Here is a 14,032-nt window from a genome sequence, read left to right as displayed (position 1 = left end):
CGCTAATTGCTCTTTCAATAATACAGCTAAATAGATAGTCATAATTTTGACTCCTGAGGTAGTAGATGAGAATAGATGGTTTACAAGGCGAAATGCAGGCAATGATGGTTGAAGCTGCTAGCGCGCGTCCTGCTGCAACGGGGCAAGCGGTCGGTGCAGATTTTGGCAATATGCTGACGCAGGCCATTAATAACGTGAACTCATTACAAAAGACCTCAGGTGATCTTCAAGCTCGTTTTGATAGTGGCGACCAAAGCGTGTCTCTATCGGACGTGATGATTGCTCGTAATAAATCTAGTGTGGCTTTTGAAGCGACGATCCAAATCAGAAATAGATTGGTCGAATCGTACAAAGAGCTGATGAATATGCCGGTATAAGTTGGGTAATTAAATAGTGGCAGATAATAGTCAAACAACAGATTTAACCGTAAGCGATAGCAATGACCACGCACTCATTGCAGGTTCTGAGCTTGATGGAGAAGGGCAAAACCCCGATCTAGGTGAACGCAGTTCCTCTAAGTTCGATATGGCCGTCGGTGATCTCGATTTACTTCGTCAGGTCGTCTTAGTCCTTTCTATTTCTATCTGTGTCGCGCTGATTGTGATGCTGTTTTTCTGGGTGAAAGAGCCAGAAATGCGTCCATTAGGGGCTTATGAAACAGAAGAGTTGATCCCCGTCCTCGATTACTTGGATCTGCAAAAGATCGAATACACTCTTGAAGGTAACACTATCTCGGTACCGGCTAGTGAGTACAACTCATTAAAGCTTAATATGGTACGAGCGGGTTTGAACCAAGAGCGAAATGCCGGCGATGACATTCTCATGCAAGACATGGGTTTTGGTGTATCACAACGTTTAGAGCAAGAACGCCTTAAATTAAGCCGTGAAAGACAGCTTGCGAAAGCCATTGAGCAGATGAAACAGGTACGTAAAGCTCAGGTTTTACTTGCGTTACCAAAGCAGAGTGTCTTTGTACGTCACAATCAGGAAGCTTCCGCTTCCGTATTTCTAACTCTTAAAACGGGTAACAACCTTAAGCAGCAAGAAGTTGATTCTGTTGTGGATATGGTCGCTAGTGCCGTTCCGGGAATGAAAACTTCACGTATTACAGTGACTGATCAGCATGGCCGATTGCTGAGTTCAGGCTCTCAAGACCCAATGTCCGCAGCACGTCGTAAAGAACATGAATTAGAGCGTAATCAAGAGCAAGCGCTACGTGAAAAAATTGACTCTATCCTAATTCCTATTCTTGGGTTTGGTAACTATACCGCTCAGGTTGATATTCAGCTTGATTTTAGTGCTGTGGAACAAACGAGAAAACGTTTTGATCCGAATACGCCAGCGACTCGAAGTGAATACACGTTAGAAGATTACAATAACGGCAACACTGTAGCTGGTATTCCTGGCGCTTTGAGTAACCAGCCTCCTGCTGATGCTTCAATTCCCCAAGATGTTGCTCAGATGAAAGACGGTTCAATGACGGGGCAAGGCTCGGTTCACAAAGAAGCGACCCGAAACTTTGAATTAGACACAACCATCAGCCATGAACGTAAACAGAGTGGTACGGTTAACCGCCAGACAGTATCGGTGGCGATCAAAGACCGTCAATCACTGAGCCCTGATACGGGCGAAGTGGTGCACACGCCAATCCCTGCGAGCGAAATCAATGCGATTCGTCAGGTACTGATCGGTACTGTTGGCTTTGATGAAAATCGTGGTGATTTACTCAATGTGTTAAGCATGCAGTTTGCGCCACAAGTGACAGATGTTGTCGCTGATGTGCCAATTTGGGAGCATCCAAACTTCAATGATTGGGTACGTTGGTTTGCGAGTGCGTTGGTTATCATTGTTGTGGTATTGGTCCTTGTTCGCCCTGCAATGAAGAAACTGCTTAACCCTGCAGCGGACGACGATGATCAAATGTACGGCCCTGATGGTATGCCAATTGGTGCCGACGGTGAAACCAGCTTAATTGGTGGTGATATTGAAGGTGGTGAGCTGTTTGAATTTGGTTCAAGCATCGACTTACCTAACCTTCATAAAGACGAAGACGTACTGAAAGCAGTACGTGCACTTGTAGCGAATGAACCAGAGCTAGCAGCTCAAGTAGTTAAGAATTGGATGGTAGATGGCTAACGAAATAGTTCCACAACAAACGGAAGGCGGTGAAGTGCTTGATGTCTCTAGCGTGGATATCGGTTCTATCTCAGGCGACGAACGCGCTGCGATCTTGCTGCTAAGTTTAAATGAAGAAGACGCTGCTGGTATTATTCGTCACCTAGAGCCAAAGCAGGTTCAGCGTGTGGGTAGTGCCATGGCGCGAGCTACTGATTTATCCCAAGAAAAGGTAGGTGCGGTTCACCGAGCCTTCTTAGACGATATTCAGAAATACACCAACATTGGTATGGGTAGTGAAGACTTCATGCGTAATGCGCTAGTCGCTGCTTTGGGTGAAGACAAGGCGAATAACCTTGTTGACCAAATCCTTCTTGGTACTGGCTCGAAAGGTTTGGATTCACTTAAGTGGATGGATCCTCGTCAGGTGGCGAGTATCATCATCAACGAGCACCCTCAGATTCAAACCATTGTGTTGTCGTACCTCGATTCTGATCAGTCGGCTGAAATTCTGTCTCAATTCCCGGAAAGAGTTCGTCTGGATCTGATGATGCGTATCGCTAACCTTGAAGAAGTTCAACCTTCGGCTCTTGCTGAATTGAATGAAATCATGGAGAAACAGTTTGCGGGTCAAGCGGGTGCTCAAGCTGCCAAAATTGGTGGCCTGAAAGCGGCGGCTGAGATCATGAACTACATGGACAATAACGTGGAAGGCGTCTTGATGGATCAAATCCGTGATCAAGACGAAGATATGGCAACGCAGATTCAAGATCTTATGTTTGTCTTTGAAAACCTTATCGAAGTTGATGACCAAGGTGTTCAACGACTGCTGCGTGATGTTCCACAAGACGTTCTACAGAAAGCGCTTAAAGGTGCTGATGACGGTCTACGTGAGAAGATCTTCAAGAACATGTCTAAACGTGCTGCCGATATGATGAGAGATGACATTGAGGCGATGCCGCCAGTAAAAGTCTCCGACGTGGAAGCGGCTCAAAAAGAGATATTGGGTATTGCGAGGAAGATGGCAGACAGTGGCGAGATTATGCTGTCTGGTGGCGCCGACGAGTTCCTTTAATACAGAAACCTCAAAGCCCCACACTGTTGGGGCTTTTCTTTATCCAATCTCGAACCACAGATTAACCCCGTTCAACGGCTTGAATTTACAATGCGGCTGGACGCACTCATAGGTAGGTACTGATATGTCAGGTGATAGAAAACGCGGCTTCCTTCGCCCAGAAGAAGATAATACGGTTGCCCAACCTCAGAAATGGGGGCTGCCTGACTACACCTCTGATGTGAACAAACAAGCCAAAGAAACGGCTTTTAATTACGATCCTAGTTGGATGCCGACAGTTGAAGAAGCCATAGAAGACGAAGAGCTTGTTCTGACTGAAGAGCAAATCGAACTGATTAAGCAAGGTGCTTATCAGGAAGGGCTTCATCAAGGCCAAGAAGCTGGCTTTAAACAGGGTTACGAAAAAGGTAAAGAAGAAGGGTTTGCTGCAGGCCACGAAGAAGGCAACCAAGCCGGCAAGCTTGAAGGCGTGACTGCTGGTCAAGAGTACATTCAGCAGCAAGTTGCCATCTTTATGGGGCTAGCCAACCAGTTTTCTCAACCGTTAGAGCTGATGAACGCTCAGGTAGAGAAGCAATTGGTGGACATGGTACTGACCATGGTCAAAGAAGTGGTTCATGTTGAAGTGCAAACCAACCCACAAATCATATTAGATACCGTCAAAGAATCGGTCGAGTCGTTGCCGATCTCTGGTCATGCGATCACATTGAAGCTTAACCCCGAAGACGTTGCGATTATTCGTTCTGCGCATGGAGAAACTGAATTGGATTGCCGCAATTGGACGTTAGTTGCAGAGCCGGCACTCAACCGTGGTGACGTACAAATCGAAGCGGGTGAGTCGAGCGTTAACTACCGCATGGAAGACCGTGTGAAAAATGTCATTCAAAACTTCTGCGGCGCAAACCGTCATCAGGGCCATGAGTAATGCTTGAATTAGCAAATCGTCTTAGCCAATACAAAGTCGAAGGGCTAAAATCGCGACCAATTGCCTCTGGTAAGTTAGTACGCGTTGTTGGCTTAACGCTTGAAGCGACCGGCTGTAAAGCACCCATCGGCAGCCTGTGTTTAGTAGAAACCATGTCTGGTCAGATGGAAGCCGAAGTCGTCGGCTTCTCTGGCGATAACTTATTTTTGATGCCGAGTGAACAAATCACTGGGATACTACCTGGCGCTCGTGTGACCCCCGTGACCACTGAAAGCGGTATCCCTGTCGGAATGGAATTGCTTGGCCGAGTGATCGACGGGGTGGGTAATCCACTTGATGGGCTAGGTCCAATCTATACCGAACAACGCGCTTCATTTAACGCTGAGCCAATCAACCCTTTAGCTCGAAAACCTATCTCTGAACCGCTCGATGTTGGCTTGAAGGCCATAAACGGTTTGCTGACGGTAGGTAAAGGTCAGCGTATTGGTCTGTTTGCTGGTTCCGGTGTCGGTAAGTCGGTCACGCTCGGGATGATGACTCGAGGCACAACCGCGCAAGTGGTGGTGGTAGGTCTAATTGGTGAGCGTGGACGAGAAGTTAAAGAATTTATTGAAGAGATTCTTGGCGAAGATGGACGCAAACGATCTGTGGTGGTCGCTGCTCCTGCGGATTCATCGCCACTGATGCGATTGAAAGGTTGTCAAACGGCACTGGCTGTAGCTGAGTACTTCCGCGACCAAGGTTTAGATGTTCTTTTATTAATGGATTCATTGACCCGTTTTGCTCAGGCTCAGCGTGAAATTGCTCTGTCTGTGGGTGAGCCGCCAGCAACCAAAGGTTATCCGCCATCAGTATTCGCCAAGCTTCCTGCGCTGGTGGAACGTGCGGGTAACGGCAACGATGAACAAGGTTCTATCACGGCTTTCTTTACCGTTTTAACTGAAGGTGATGACTTACAAGACCCCATTGCCGATGCGTCACGAGCGATTCTTGATGGTCACATTGTTTTATCGCGTGAGATGGCCGATGCCGGACATTATCCTGCGATTGATGTTGAGAAATCCGTCAGTCGTGTTATGCCGCAAATCACCACCGAAGAACATGTATTGATGTCGAAAGCGGTGCGCCAAGTACTGTCTATTTGTCGTAAAAACCAAGATTTGGTATCGATTGGCGCTTACAAACCGGGGACTGATCCTGCCATTGATAGTGCCTTCACCTTGAAACCGAGGTTGGACGAGTACTTACAACAAAAAATGAAAGAAACGGTTCCCTATGACATGTGTGTCAACATGTTGAAACATGTATTGGGTGGCTAACGAGTGAATAAGGTTAGTCATGGATAACGCATTAGAATTTTTGCTCGATCAAGCCAAGGATCAAGAGAACCAAGCCGTATTAGCGCTCAACAAAGCGAATTCGGAGCTTCAAGGTTACTATGAGCAGGTCGCTCAGATTGAAAAGTACCGACTTGATTACTGTCAGCAACTTATTGATCGCGGAAAAGCTGGACTCACAGCGAGTCAGTATGGTCACTTGAACCGTTTCTTAACTCAACTAGATGAAACATTATCTAAACAGAGAGAAGCGGAGCACCATTTTAAAAACCAAGTCGACAACTGCCAAAACTACTGGATGGAGCTACGTAAAAAGCGTAAATCCTACGAGTGGTTGATGGAGAAAAAACAGAAAGAGAAGGCAAAGCTGCAAGATCAAAGAGAACAAAAGCAAATGGATGAGTTCTCGACGCTGATGTATGGCCGAAAGAAGATGTGATCCTAAGCCCTGAATGACGAAGGTGTTGCCGTTCAGATTGTGAGAACAGAACTAATAGGCATGTTTCTTGCTCCGTTTTATATAAAATTGCGCGTTATGCCCAGCAAAGGCATGAAAAGCACCCGACTTTCTTTTTGTTGTCCGATTTATGGCAGCAAAGCTAGTAGATAGAGCTTGTATATATGAATGTTAGCCTTTCCTCAAATTCAGCGACCAACAAAACGTCATCGTTGTTGGACACCGGTTCTGCCTCTTCAAAGGTAGAAGAGACCGGCGACTCTAAAGGTTTCTTAGAGTCTTTTAAAGAAGCGCTAGGCTTTGAAGAAAGTGACAGCAAAGCGGCAGTAAAAGACACTGATGGCGCCTCAACATCAGACGAAAAACAGACCTCTGCGGAAGACGCAGTATCGGCTGAAAAGACTAAAGGTGATTCAACTGAGTCTAAGATCGCTGATGAGGCTAGCGAAGCTCAAACCAAGCAAGCTACAGCAGCGACGGATGTTGAAAAAACGGCTACTAGCAACACCGCTACTGAACAGACGTCTGAACTAAATTCACAGTCAAGCGATAAAGCCTCGTCGAAACCTTCTGATGACGATACCTTGGCTGCGGCTCAGCCCAAAGGTGACCAGTCCCAGAAAGCTCAGGTCAATAGTGATTCTGATTCACAATCCGCAGAGCTGAATGCTCAGGGGGCATCTCAAGCTAGTGCTGTGATGAGTGAAGGCAATAAATTGCTTGGTCAGTTGGACGAGGCAAACAAAACACTGAATCAGCCTGACAACGGCAAAGGCTTGCCTCAGCAAGTGAAGGCAGATGAAGCACAAGACAAGATTGTAGGTGCAACCGCTGTGGGCGTTCTTGCGACCGACACCGTGGGTAAACCGGCACAACAAACCAATGTAACAAATCAAGAAAACGGTCTTGAGGTCGATTCTGAAATTGCCGTGCTTACCGGAGGTAAGGGTGTTTCACAGTTAACTGATGATGAAATTCGACAGTTGATGGATAAAGGCGTTACTCCAGAAAAAATTGAAGCGAGTATGAGTCGAGAGTTGAGCCAAAAGAACGCGGCCAGTGCGGTTGCTGCTGATCAGAATCAAGCACTCTCAGCAGTGGATATGGAACTTGCAAAACAGGTTGATGCCCATACTAAAGCGTTAAACCAATTGAATGGACAGATTGAATCAGAGCAGTCTGTTGTCGATGGTCTGGTTCAAAAGCAACAAAGTGGCGCTAAGTTGACGGTTAATGAGCAAGCTGCGCTGGCTCTAGCAACCTCTAACTTAGAAGTATTGAATCAAGAGCTAACCAATATTCAACAGCAAGCAACGGCTTTACTAAGCCAAGCTCCGAACGTGAACAGCGCACCTGGTGAACCCGCCACTATTGATTGGGACAACACTGATTCAAGCGAAACCAAAGCCTTAGCTGCGGTGGCATCAACAGCGGCAGTAGCGATGGCGGCACAACAAATACCAGCGCAGGCCGCTTCTCAATCAGCAAACAATGCTCTTACGGATAAGGCGGCAATGCTACACGCCAATAATGCGCATGCGGCTCAACAGGTAACGGCTCAGCAATTGGCTTTTCAACAAGGGAATGCCGCTCCAATGCAGCAGCAAGCGGCCATAGACCCTAGCTTAACGGCACAAAACCTAGCGATGAATGCAACGCCAGCTGCAACAAAAACAGGTTCGACTGATGCGCTTCTTAAAGCGGGCGCTGGTGCTGCTGCATTGTCTGGTTTGGGTAAAGCGGGTGCTAAAGATGATTCTAAAGATTCGACCTTTGCCCAGCAGATCGCTTCTGCGGCTGGCACACAAGGTACAGCAACGCTTGGTTCAGCACCTACGCGAGCTGAAATTCAGGCTGCTCAACAGGCACCCTTACAGCTAACTAAAGAGTTAGCGAACGAGCAGGTAGCGGAAAAAGTACAAATGATGATGTCTAAGAATCTCAAGAACTTGGACATTCGTCTCGACCCACCAGAACTAGGTCAGATGAAAATTCGAATGACCATGAATAATGATGTGGCGAATGTGCACTTTACGGTTAGCAATCAACAGGCAAGAGATGTGATTGAACAAACCTTACCTCGCTTGAGGGAGATGCTTGCTCAACAAGGTCTACAGCTAGCCGATTCGTCTGTCCAACAACAGAGCTCTGGTCAGGGGCAAGATAGATACAACAATGGTGAGCAACAATTCGGCGCTAACCGCACAAATGATGGCCAAGGTGATGAAAACCTTGATAGTGGCAGCAATCTTGAATTGAATGTCGCATCAAAGCGTGATGGAATTAGTTATTATGCCTAATATCAGGCTAAGAACGCTTAGTTAATCGAAAGAACAGGAAGTTAGAGCAAAATATGGCAGAAGAACAAGATGCACCCAAAGGGAAGAGTAAGCTCCTCCTCATCATTATCGCAGTTATCGTGTTATTACTGGGCGGTGGTGGAGCTGCATTTTTTTTAATGGGATCTGATGATGAGTCAGCGGAATCGGCATCTTCAATCGATGTTCAATCAACGGCTTCCGAACCTGTGGCATATGTTAATATTCCTCAGCCTTTCCTATTCAATGTGACGGGTGATAAAAAAAATCGTTTAGTTCAGATAAAAGCACAGATGATGGTACGTGGTAGCAAGAATGAAGAGTTAGCTCGTTACCACTCACCACTCGTAGAAAGCACTCTACTGGCCACTTTCGCTTCAGCCACGGTTGACCAATTACGTTCACCAACTGGGCGAATTGAACTGCGTGATAAGGCAACAGAAGATATCAAAGCAAGTTTGACCCAGGCTGTGGGGCAACCTGTGATTGAAAAAGTGCTATTCACTGATTTCGTGATTCAGTAGGTAACTTGTGACCGATTTATTAAGCCAAGACGAAATTGATGCGCTATTACATGGCGTTGATGATGTCGAAGAAGTTGAAGATAGCGTAGAAGCTGATAACGATAGTGCTGTCAATTTCGACTTCTCTTCACAAGATCGAATTGTTCGTGGTCGAATGCCGACCCTTGAACTTATTAATGAGCGCTTTGCACGTCATTTGCGTATCAGTTTGTTTAACATGTTGCGTAAAACGGCTGAAGTGTCGATCAATGGCGTACAAATGATGAAGTTTGGTGAGTACCAAAACACATTGTATGTACCCACCAGTTTAAACATGGTTCGTTTCCGCCCATTAAAAGGCACAGCGCTCATCACCATGGAAGCTCGTCTCGTTTTCATTCTTGTAGAAAACTTTTTTGGTGGCGATGGCCGTTTCCACGCCAAGATTGAAGGCCGTGAATTCACGCCAACTGAAAGACGAATTATTCAGTTACTGTTGAAAATTGTTTTTGAAGACTACAAAGAAGCTTGGTCTCCAGTGATGGGGGTTGAGTTTGAGTACTTGGATTCCGAAGTGAACCCAAGCATGGCGAACATTGTGAGCCCAACAGAAGTGATTGTTGTGAGTTCATTCCACATTGAAGTGGATGGCGGTGGTGGTGATTTCCATGTTGTGATGCCTTATTCGATGGTTGAGCCGATCCGTGAACTGCTTGATGCCGGTGTTCAATCAGACAAAATGGAAACCGACGTTCGCTGGAGCACAGCACTGCGTGATGAAATCATGGATGTCCCCGTCAACTTTCGTGTGAACTTGTTAGAGCAAGATATTTCCCTACGTGATTTGATGGAGTTGCGCCCTGGGGATGTTATTCCAATGAACATGCCTGAGCATGCGACGATGTTTGTCGAAGAACTGCCGACTTATCGTGTGAAAATGGGGCGTTCTGGTGAAAAACTTGCTGTACAGATTTCGGAAAAAATTCGAAGACCAAGTGTGGTCAAAACTGATCTCGCTTTTCTAGGCAAAGACTTAATGTCTGAACTAGAAAATAGCGATGATGATGAATAGCAGCATAGATAAAAGTATAGGAATTGGTAATGGAACCTAGTGAAGATCAAAAGCTAGCAGACGAATGGGCTGCAGCACTTGGTGAAGACCCTTTAGCACCGTCAATTGACGTTGATGATGTGCTTGCGGCACCACTTGATGAACTAACCGATTCATCGTCTCCTATTTCTGAAGATGAGCGTCGTAAACTGGATACCATTATGGATATCCCAGTGACTATCTCGATGGAAGTTGGGCGTTCTCAAATCAGTATCCGTAACTTACTTCAATTGAACCAAGGTTCGGTTGTAGAGCTCGATAGAATTGCAGGTGAGTCACTGGACGTGATGGTTAACGGTACCCTGATTGCTCACGGAGAAGTGGTTGTGGTGAACGACAAATTTGGTATTCGTTTGACTGACGTAATTAGCCAAACAGAACGAATTAAGAAGCTACGTTAATGCGCTTTTTGCCAAAAAGTTTGGTGGGCTCGTCTCGTGGGATAGCTGGTTTGTTTCGTGAAATCACAAGCTTGTCCTGTGGAATACTGGGAATAGGGCTGTTGTCTGTGCCTTCTATTGCCTTTGCCGCGCCTCCTTCTCTTGATTTAGCGACCACTTTTGGGTCGCTAATTTTCGTTATCGCCTTCATCTTATTTATTGCTTGGTTACTCAAGCGAATGCAAGTGCCTGCGATGTCGAATCAACAAGGTTTGGCTATTGTTAGGCAAATTCCTGTTGGTACTAAAGAACGCATTGCGATTGTGCAAGCCGGTGATGAACAGTTCTTAGTAGGCATTACCACACAATCAATTCAGCTGATCTCTAAGCTCGATAAACCTCTTACTCAGGAGATGCTGGAAAAAAGTACATTTTCAAGTCAGCTTTCCCAGCTAATTAAAAAAGATGCAAACAAGTAACGGACTTTTTACCTCATCTTACCTTTGCCAAATCGGATCTTTTCGAGTGGTAAAAGCGTTGTTGGTTCAGCTCATCTTCCTCTGTTCTTTAGTGTTCAGTGTTTCGGTATTTGCACAGGCTGAAGATGGCACTGTCATTCCAGCAAATACAGCAGGCTCAGAGTCGGTTACCATCAGCACGATGGAACAAGACCAAGCTAAATCGCAAACCATGACGACTGGTAGTTTAACGGGTAATGGTGGTGGCATCCCTGCCTTTACCATGACAACCAACGCCAATGGCGGTGAAGACTACTCGATCAATTTACAGATATTGGCCTTAATGACCATGCTTGGCTTCTTGCCGGCAATGGTAATTTTGATGACGTCGTTCACCCGTATTGTGGTGGTAATGTCTATTTTGCGTCAGGCAATGGGTCTCCAACAAACGCCTTCAAACCAAGTGATTATTGGTATCGCGATATTTTTGACCTTTTTCATCATGTCACCAGTGATCAATCAAGTTAATGAGCAAGCGGTTCAGCCTTATCTCAATGAACAAATATCGGCGCGACAAGCGTTCGACGTTGCCCAAGGCCCGATCAAGTCTTTCATGCTCAAACAAACCCGCATCAAAGATCTAGAAACTTTTGTTGAGATTTCGGGTGCGGAAGTGACTAACCCAGAAGATGTTTCAATGGCAGTTTTGATTCCAGCGTTTATCACATCGGAGTTGAAAACGGCTTTCCAAATCGGCTTTATGCTGTTCTTACCTTTCTTAATTATCGACTTGGTGGTCGCCTCGGTATTGATGGCTATGGGTATGATGATGTTGTCACCGATGATTGTATCGTTACCATTTAAGTTGATGTTGTTCGTTCTTGTTGATGGTTGGAACTTGATACTCTCCACTCTCGCCGGCAGTTTTGCCTTGTAGCTGGGGGGAATAATGAATCCTGAAATATTCGTAGAGTTGTTCCGAGATGCACTTTGGATGGTACTGATAATGGTATGTGCCATTATTATTCCTAGCCTATTGATTGGTTTAGTCGTAGCGGTTTTCCAAGCTGCGACATCTATCAACGAACAAACATTGAGTTTCCTACCGCGTTTGATCGTGACGTTATTGGCGTTGATGATGTTTGCTCACTGGATGACTCAGATGATGATGGAGTTTTTTTTCGAACTCATCGAACGCTTACCCCAAGTTCTGTATTAAACCAATATGGAATACCCAACGAGCCTTGTACTAGAGTGGTTAGCCAATTATTTTTGGCCATACACTCGCATCTCAGCCATGCTGATGGTGATGACGGTAACAGGGGCACGCTTTGTGTCGCCGCGTATCCGTCTGTATTTAGGTTTGGCGATCACCTTTGCGGTGATGCCCGCAATCCCAGCTGTTCCTAAAGAGATTGAGCTGCTGTCCTTTCAAGGATTCTTGACGGTATTTGAACAAATCGTGATTGGTGTCGCCATGGGGTTTGTTACGCAGTTTTTGATTCAAACTTTTGTTATGCTCGGTCAGATTTTAGGTATGCAATCAAGTTTGGGCTTTGCCTCTATGGTTGACCCAGCAAACGGTCAAAATACGCCAGTACTTGGCCAACTGTTCATGCTGTTGGCGACCATGTTTTTCTTGGCGACCGACGGCCACTTGAAAATGCTGCAATTGGTGGTGTTCAGTTTTAAAACTTTGCCGATTGGCAGTGGCTCTTTAACCGCCGTCGATTTCAGAGAGCTGGCACTGTGGCTTGGCATCATGTTCAAAACAGCATTAGCGATGTCGTTATCGGGCATTATTGCGCTGCTGACGATTAACCTTTCATTTGGTGTAATGACACGTGCAGCACCTCAGCTAAACATATTTTCTTTGGGTTTTGCATTTGCGCTACTCGTGGGTCTGTTACTTTGTTGGTACATCCTTGGCGGATTGTTTAGCCACTATGAGCTATTTTGGATACAAGGCGAGCAACAGATATGTCGTCTAATCCGGTTAGATTGCTAGGAGACTGAAATGGCAGAGTCAGACGGTCAAGAACGCACAGAAGACGCCACGCCCAAACGCTTGCAACAGGCCAAAGAGAAAGGGCAGGTTGCAAGGTCAAAAGAGCTGGCGTCAGCATCGGTATTGATAGTCGGTGCGATTTCTTTAATGTGGTTTGGCGAATCGATGGCGAAGGCTTTGTTCGAGGCCATGCAACGCCTATTTTCTCTGAGCCGCGAGGAGATATTTGATCCTAACAAACTCCTCGAAATTGCGGGTGGCGCATTAGTAAACCTGCTGTTCCCGCTGTTCTTGATTCTCATTACTTTGTTCGTTGCTGCTGTAATTGGCGCAGCGGGTGTTGGTGGCGTCAATTTCTCAATGCAAGCGGCTATGCCAAAGGCGTCTAAGCTTAATCCTTTGAGTGGTATTAAGCGTATGTTTGGCCTACAAAGTTGGGTAGAGCTGCTGAAATCTATCCTGAAAGTGGGTTTAGTATCGGGCATGGCCATTTACCTGATTCAAGCTTCTCAGCACGATTTAATGCAGTTGAGCATGGATGTGTACCCGCAAAATATTTTTCATGCTTTGGATATATTACTCAACTTTATTCTGTTGATCAGTTGTTCTCTACTCATCGTGGTCGCCATTGATATCCCATTCCAGATCTGGCAACACGCCGATCAGCTGAAGATGACCAAGCAAGAAGTCAAAGATGAGTTCAAAGACACTGAGGGTAAACCCGAAGTTAAGGGTCGTATTCGTATGCTGCAACGAGAAGCGGCTCAACGTCGAATGATGGCTGACGTTCCTCAAGCGGATGTGATTGTGACCAACCCTGAGCACTTTTCAGTGGCGCTGCGCTATAAGCAGAATCAAGATAAGGCACCAATTGTGGTTGCTAAAGGTGTTGATCATATGGCGATGAAGATCCGTGAAATCGCGCGAGAAAATGACATCTATATTATTCCAGCACCGCCATTGGCTAGGGCGCTTTATCACACTACAGAGCTAGAACAACAAATTCCTGACGGTCTGTTTACGGCAGTTGCACAAGTGCTTGCATATGTTTTCCAGCTTAAACAATACCGAAAAAAAGGTGGAGAGAGGCCAAAACTGCAAGATTCTAATATGCCGATCCCACCTGATTTACGTCATTAGATCAATTGCTTGAGCTCAGCTTAATGAACCTTGATAATAGCAACTTAGCTAACCCTCTTTTTTCCGAGGTGATGGCGATAATTTGACGTGAGATGTTGGTACAGTGTTTGCTATATCAATGCCGAACATAATAAGTCCGATCATTATAAACCTGATCGTTATAAACTTGATCGTTGCGAACCTTAGCAACATAGCTTAAACCTGA

General features: G+C 45.8%; 15 protein-coding genes. All 15 read left to right on the top strand.

Going from position 1 to position 14,032, the window contains the following annotated elements; genetic code table 11:
• The first annotated feature begins 65 nt into the window (after nt 1-65).
• The 15 genes from fliE to flhB all read left to right on the top strand — a co-directional run bounded on the left by fliE (nt 66) and on the right by flhB (nt 13,827).
• Nucleotides 66-377 carry a flagellar hook-basal body complex protein FliE gene (fliE, locus tag BCU75_RS12070; RefSeq protein ID WP_004736198.1) on the top strand — a complete coding sequence of 104 codons (312 nt, stop codon included), beginning with the start codon at nt 66-68 and terminating at the stop codon, nt 375-377.
• Between the two features lie 16 nt (nt 378-393).
• A complete protein-coding gene (gene fliF / locus BCU75_RS12065; protein WP_102473998.1) occupies nt 394-2,136 on the top strand; it encodes a flagellar basal-body MS-ring/collar protein FliF in 1,743 nt (580 codons plus the stop codon).
• Nucleotides 2,129-3,190, top strand: a complete 1,062-nt coding sequence (gene fliG, locus BCU75_RS12060; RefSeq protein WP_076678098.1) for a flagellar motor switch protein FliG — start codon at nt 2,129-2,131, stop codon at nt 3,188-3,190. Before fliF ends, fliG begins: the two co-directional genes overlap by 8 nt.
• Nucleotides 3,191-3,314: 124 nt before the next feature.
• Nucleotides 3,315-4,115: a flagellar assembly protein FliH gene (gene fliH / locus BCU75_RS12055; RefSeq protein WP_102473997.1), complete on the top strand. Its 801-nt coding sequence runs from the start codon at nt 3,315-3,317 to the stop codon at nt 4,113-4,115.
• The gene (gene fliI, locus BCU75_RS12050; RefSeq protein ID WP_010439337.1) at nt 4,115-5,434 is read left to right on the top strand and encodes a flagellar protein export ATPase FliI; all 1,320 of its coding nucleotides are present in this window, start codon (nt 4,115-4,117) and stop codon (nt 5,432-5,434) included. The genes fliH and fliI overlap by 1 nt, the downstream gene beginning before the upstream one ends.
• Before the next feature lie 19 nt (nt 5,435-5,453).
• A complete protein-coding gene (fliJ, locus tag BCU75_RS12045; protein WP_017076818.1) occupies nt 5,454-5,891 on the top strand; it encodes a flagellar export protein FliJ in 438 nt (145 codons plus the stop codon).
• Between the two features lie 182 nt (nt 5,892-6,073).
• Nucleotides 6,074-8,209, top strand: coding sequence for a flagellar hook-length control protein FliK (locus BCU75_RS12040; protein ID WP_102473996.1), 2,136 nt, complete (start codon nt 6,074-6,076; stop codon nt 8,207-8,209).
• 53 nt (nt 8,210-8,262) lie between these two features.
• Nucleotides 8,263-8,751, top strand: coding sequence for a flagellar basal body-associated protein FliL (gene fliL, locus BCU75_RS12035; RefSeq protein WP_102473995.1), 489 nt, complete (start codon nt 8,263-8,265; stop codon nt 8,749-8,751).
• Nucleotides 8,752-8,758: 7 nt separating this feature from the next.
• The gene (fliM, locus tag BCU75_RS12030; RefSeq protein WP_076678095.1) at nt 8,759-9,802 is read left to right on the top strand and encodes a flagellar motor switch protein FliM; all 1,044 of its coding nucleotides are present in this window, start codon (nt 8,759-8,761) and stop codon (nt 9,800-9,802) included.
• A 29-nt stretch (nt 9,803-9,831) separates the two neighbouring features.
• The gene (gene fliN, locus BCU75_RS12025) at nt 9,832-10,242 is read left to right on the top strand and encodes a flagellar motor switch protein FliN (protein WP_004736208.1); all 411 of its coding nucleotides are present in this window, start codon (nt 9,832-9,834) and stop codon (nt 10,240-10,242) included.
• Nucleotides 10,242-10,700: a flagellar biosynthetic protein FliO gene (fliO, locus tag BCU75_RS12020; protein WP_102473994.1), complete on the top strand. Its 459-nt coding sequence runs from the start codon at nt 10,242-10,244 to the stop codon at nt 10,698-10,700. Before fliN ends, fliO begins: the two co-directional genes overlap by 1 nt.
• On the top strand, nt 10,687-11,616 hold the full coding sequence (gene fliP, locus BCU75_RS12015) for a flagellar type III secretion system pore protein FliP (protein WP_198593421.1): 930 nt from the start codon (nt 10,687-10,689) through the stop codon (nt 11,614-11,616). Before fliO ends, fliP begins: the two co-directional genes overlap by 14 nt.
• Nucleotides 11,617-11,628: 12 nt before the next feature.
• A complete protein-coding gene (gene fliQ / locus BCU75_RS12010; RefSeq protein ID WP_004736211.1) occupies nt 11,629-11,898 on the top strand; it encodes a flagellar biosynthesis protein FliQ in 270 nt (89 codons plus the stop codon).
• A 6-nt stretch (nt 11,899-11,904) separates the two neighbouring features.
• Nucleotides 11,905-12,687: a flagellar biosynthetic protein FliR gene (gene fliR, locus BCU75_RS12005; RefSeq protein ID WP_004736212.1), complete on the top strand. Its 783-nt coding sequence runs from the start codon at nt 11,905-11,907 to the stop codon at nt 12,685-12,687.
• 9 nt (nt 12,688-12,696) lie between these two features.
• The gene (gene flhB, locus BCU75_RS12000; RefSeq protein WP_102465754.1) at nt 12,697-13,827 is read left to right on the top strand and encodes a flagellar biosynthesis protein FlhB; all 1,131 of its coding nucleotides are present in this window, start codon (nt 12,697-12,699) and stop codon (nt 13,825-13,827) included.
• Nucleotides 13,828-14,032: the final 205 nt, after the last annotated feature.

It is taken from the genome of Vibrio splendidus (assembly GCF_002873455.1).
GTDB classification, from domain to species: domain Bacteria; phylum Pseudomonadota; class Gammaproteobacteria; order Enterobacterales; family Vibrionaceae; genus Vibrio; species Vibrio splendidus_J.
The sequence above is the reverse complement of the archived record's forward strand: the minus strand, read 5'-3'. Positions and strand labels throughout refer to the sequence as shown.

What these genes read in the sequence shown, in the direction of transcription:
- fliE (WP_004736198.1), top strand. Translation starts at nt 66, where the DNA reads ATGAGAATAGATGGTTTACAAGGCGAAATGCAGGCAATGATGGTTGAA.
- fliG (WP_076678098.1), top strand. Translation starts at nt 2,129, where the DNA reads ATGGCTAACGAAATAGTTCCACAACAAACGGAAGGCGGTGAAGTGCTT.
- fliH (WP_102473997.1), top strand. Translation starts at nt 3,315, where the DNA reads ATGTCAGGTGATAGAAAACGCGGCTTCCTTCGCCCAGAAGAAGATAAT.
- fliI (WP_010439337.1), top strand. Translation starts at nt 4,115, where the DNA reads ATGCTTGAATTAGCAAATCGTCTTAGCCAATACAAAGTCGAAGGGCTA.
- fliJ (WP_017076818.1), top strand. Translation starts at nt 5,454, where the DNA reads ATGGATAACGCATTAGAATTTTTGCTCGATCAAGCCAAGGATCAAGAG.
- BCU75_RS12040 (WP_102473996.1), top strand. Translation starts at nt 6,074, where the DNA reads ATGAATGTTAGCCTTTCCTCAAATTCAGCGACCAACAAAACGTCATCG.
- fliL (WP_102473995.1), top strand. Translation starts at nt 8,263, where the DNA reads ATGGCAGAAGAACAAGATGCACCCAAAGGGAAGAGTAAGCTCCTCCTC.
- fliN (WP_004736208.1), top strand. Translation starts at nt 9,832, where the DNA reads ATGGAACCTAGTGAAGATCAAAAGCTAGCAGACGAATGGGCTGCAGCA.
- fliO (WP_102473994.1), top strand. Translation starts at nt 10,242, where the DNA reads ATGCGCTTTTTGCCAAAAAGTTTGGTGGGCTCGTCTCGTGGGATAGCT.
- fliP (WP_198593421.1), top strand. Translation starts at nt 10,687, where the DNA reads ATGCAAACAAGTAACGGACTTTTTACCTCATCTTACCTTTGCCAAATC.
- fliQ (WP_004736211.1), top strand. Translation starts at nt 11,629, where the DNA reads ATGAATCCTGAAATATTCGTAGAGTTGTTCCGAGATGCACTTTGGATG.
- fliR (WP_004736212.1), top strand. Translation starts at nt 11,905, where the DNA reads ATGGAATACCCAACGAGCCTTGTACTAGAGTGGTTAGCCAATTATTTT.
- flhB (WP_102465754.1), top strand. Translation starts at nt 12,697, where the DNA reads ATGGCAGAGTCAGACGGTCAAGAACGCACAGAAGACGCCACGCCCAAA.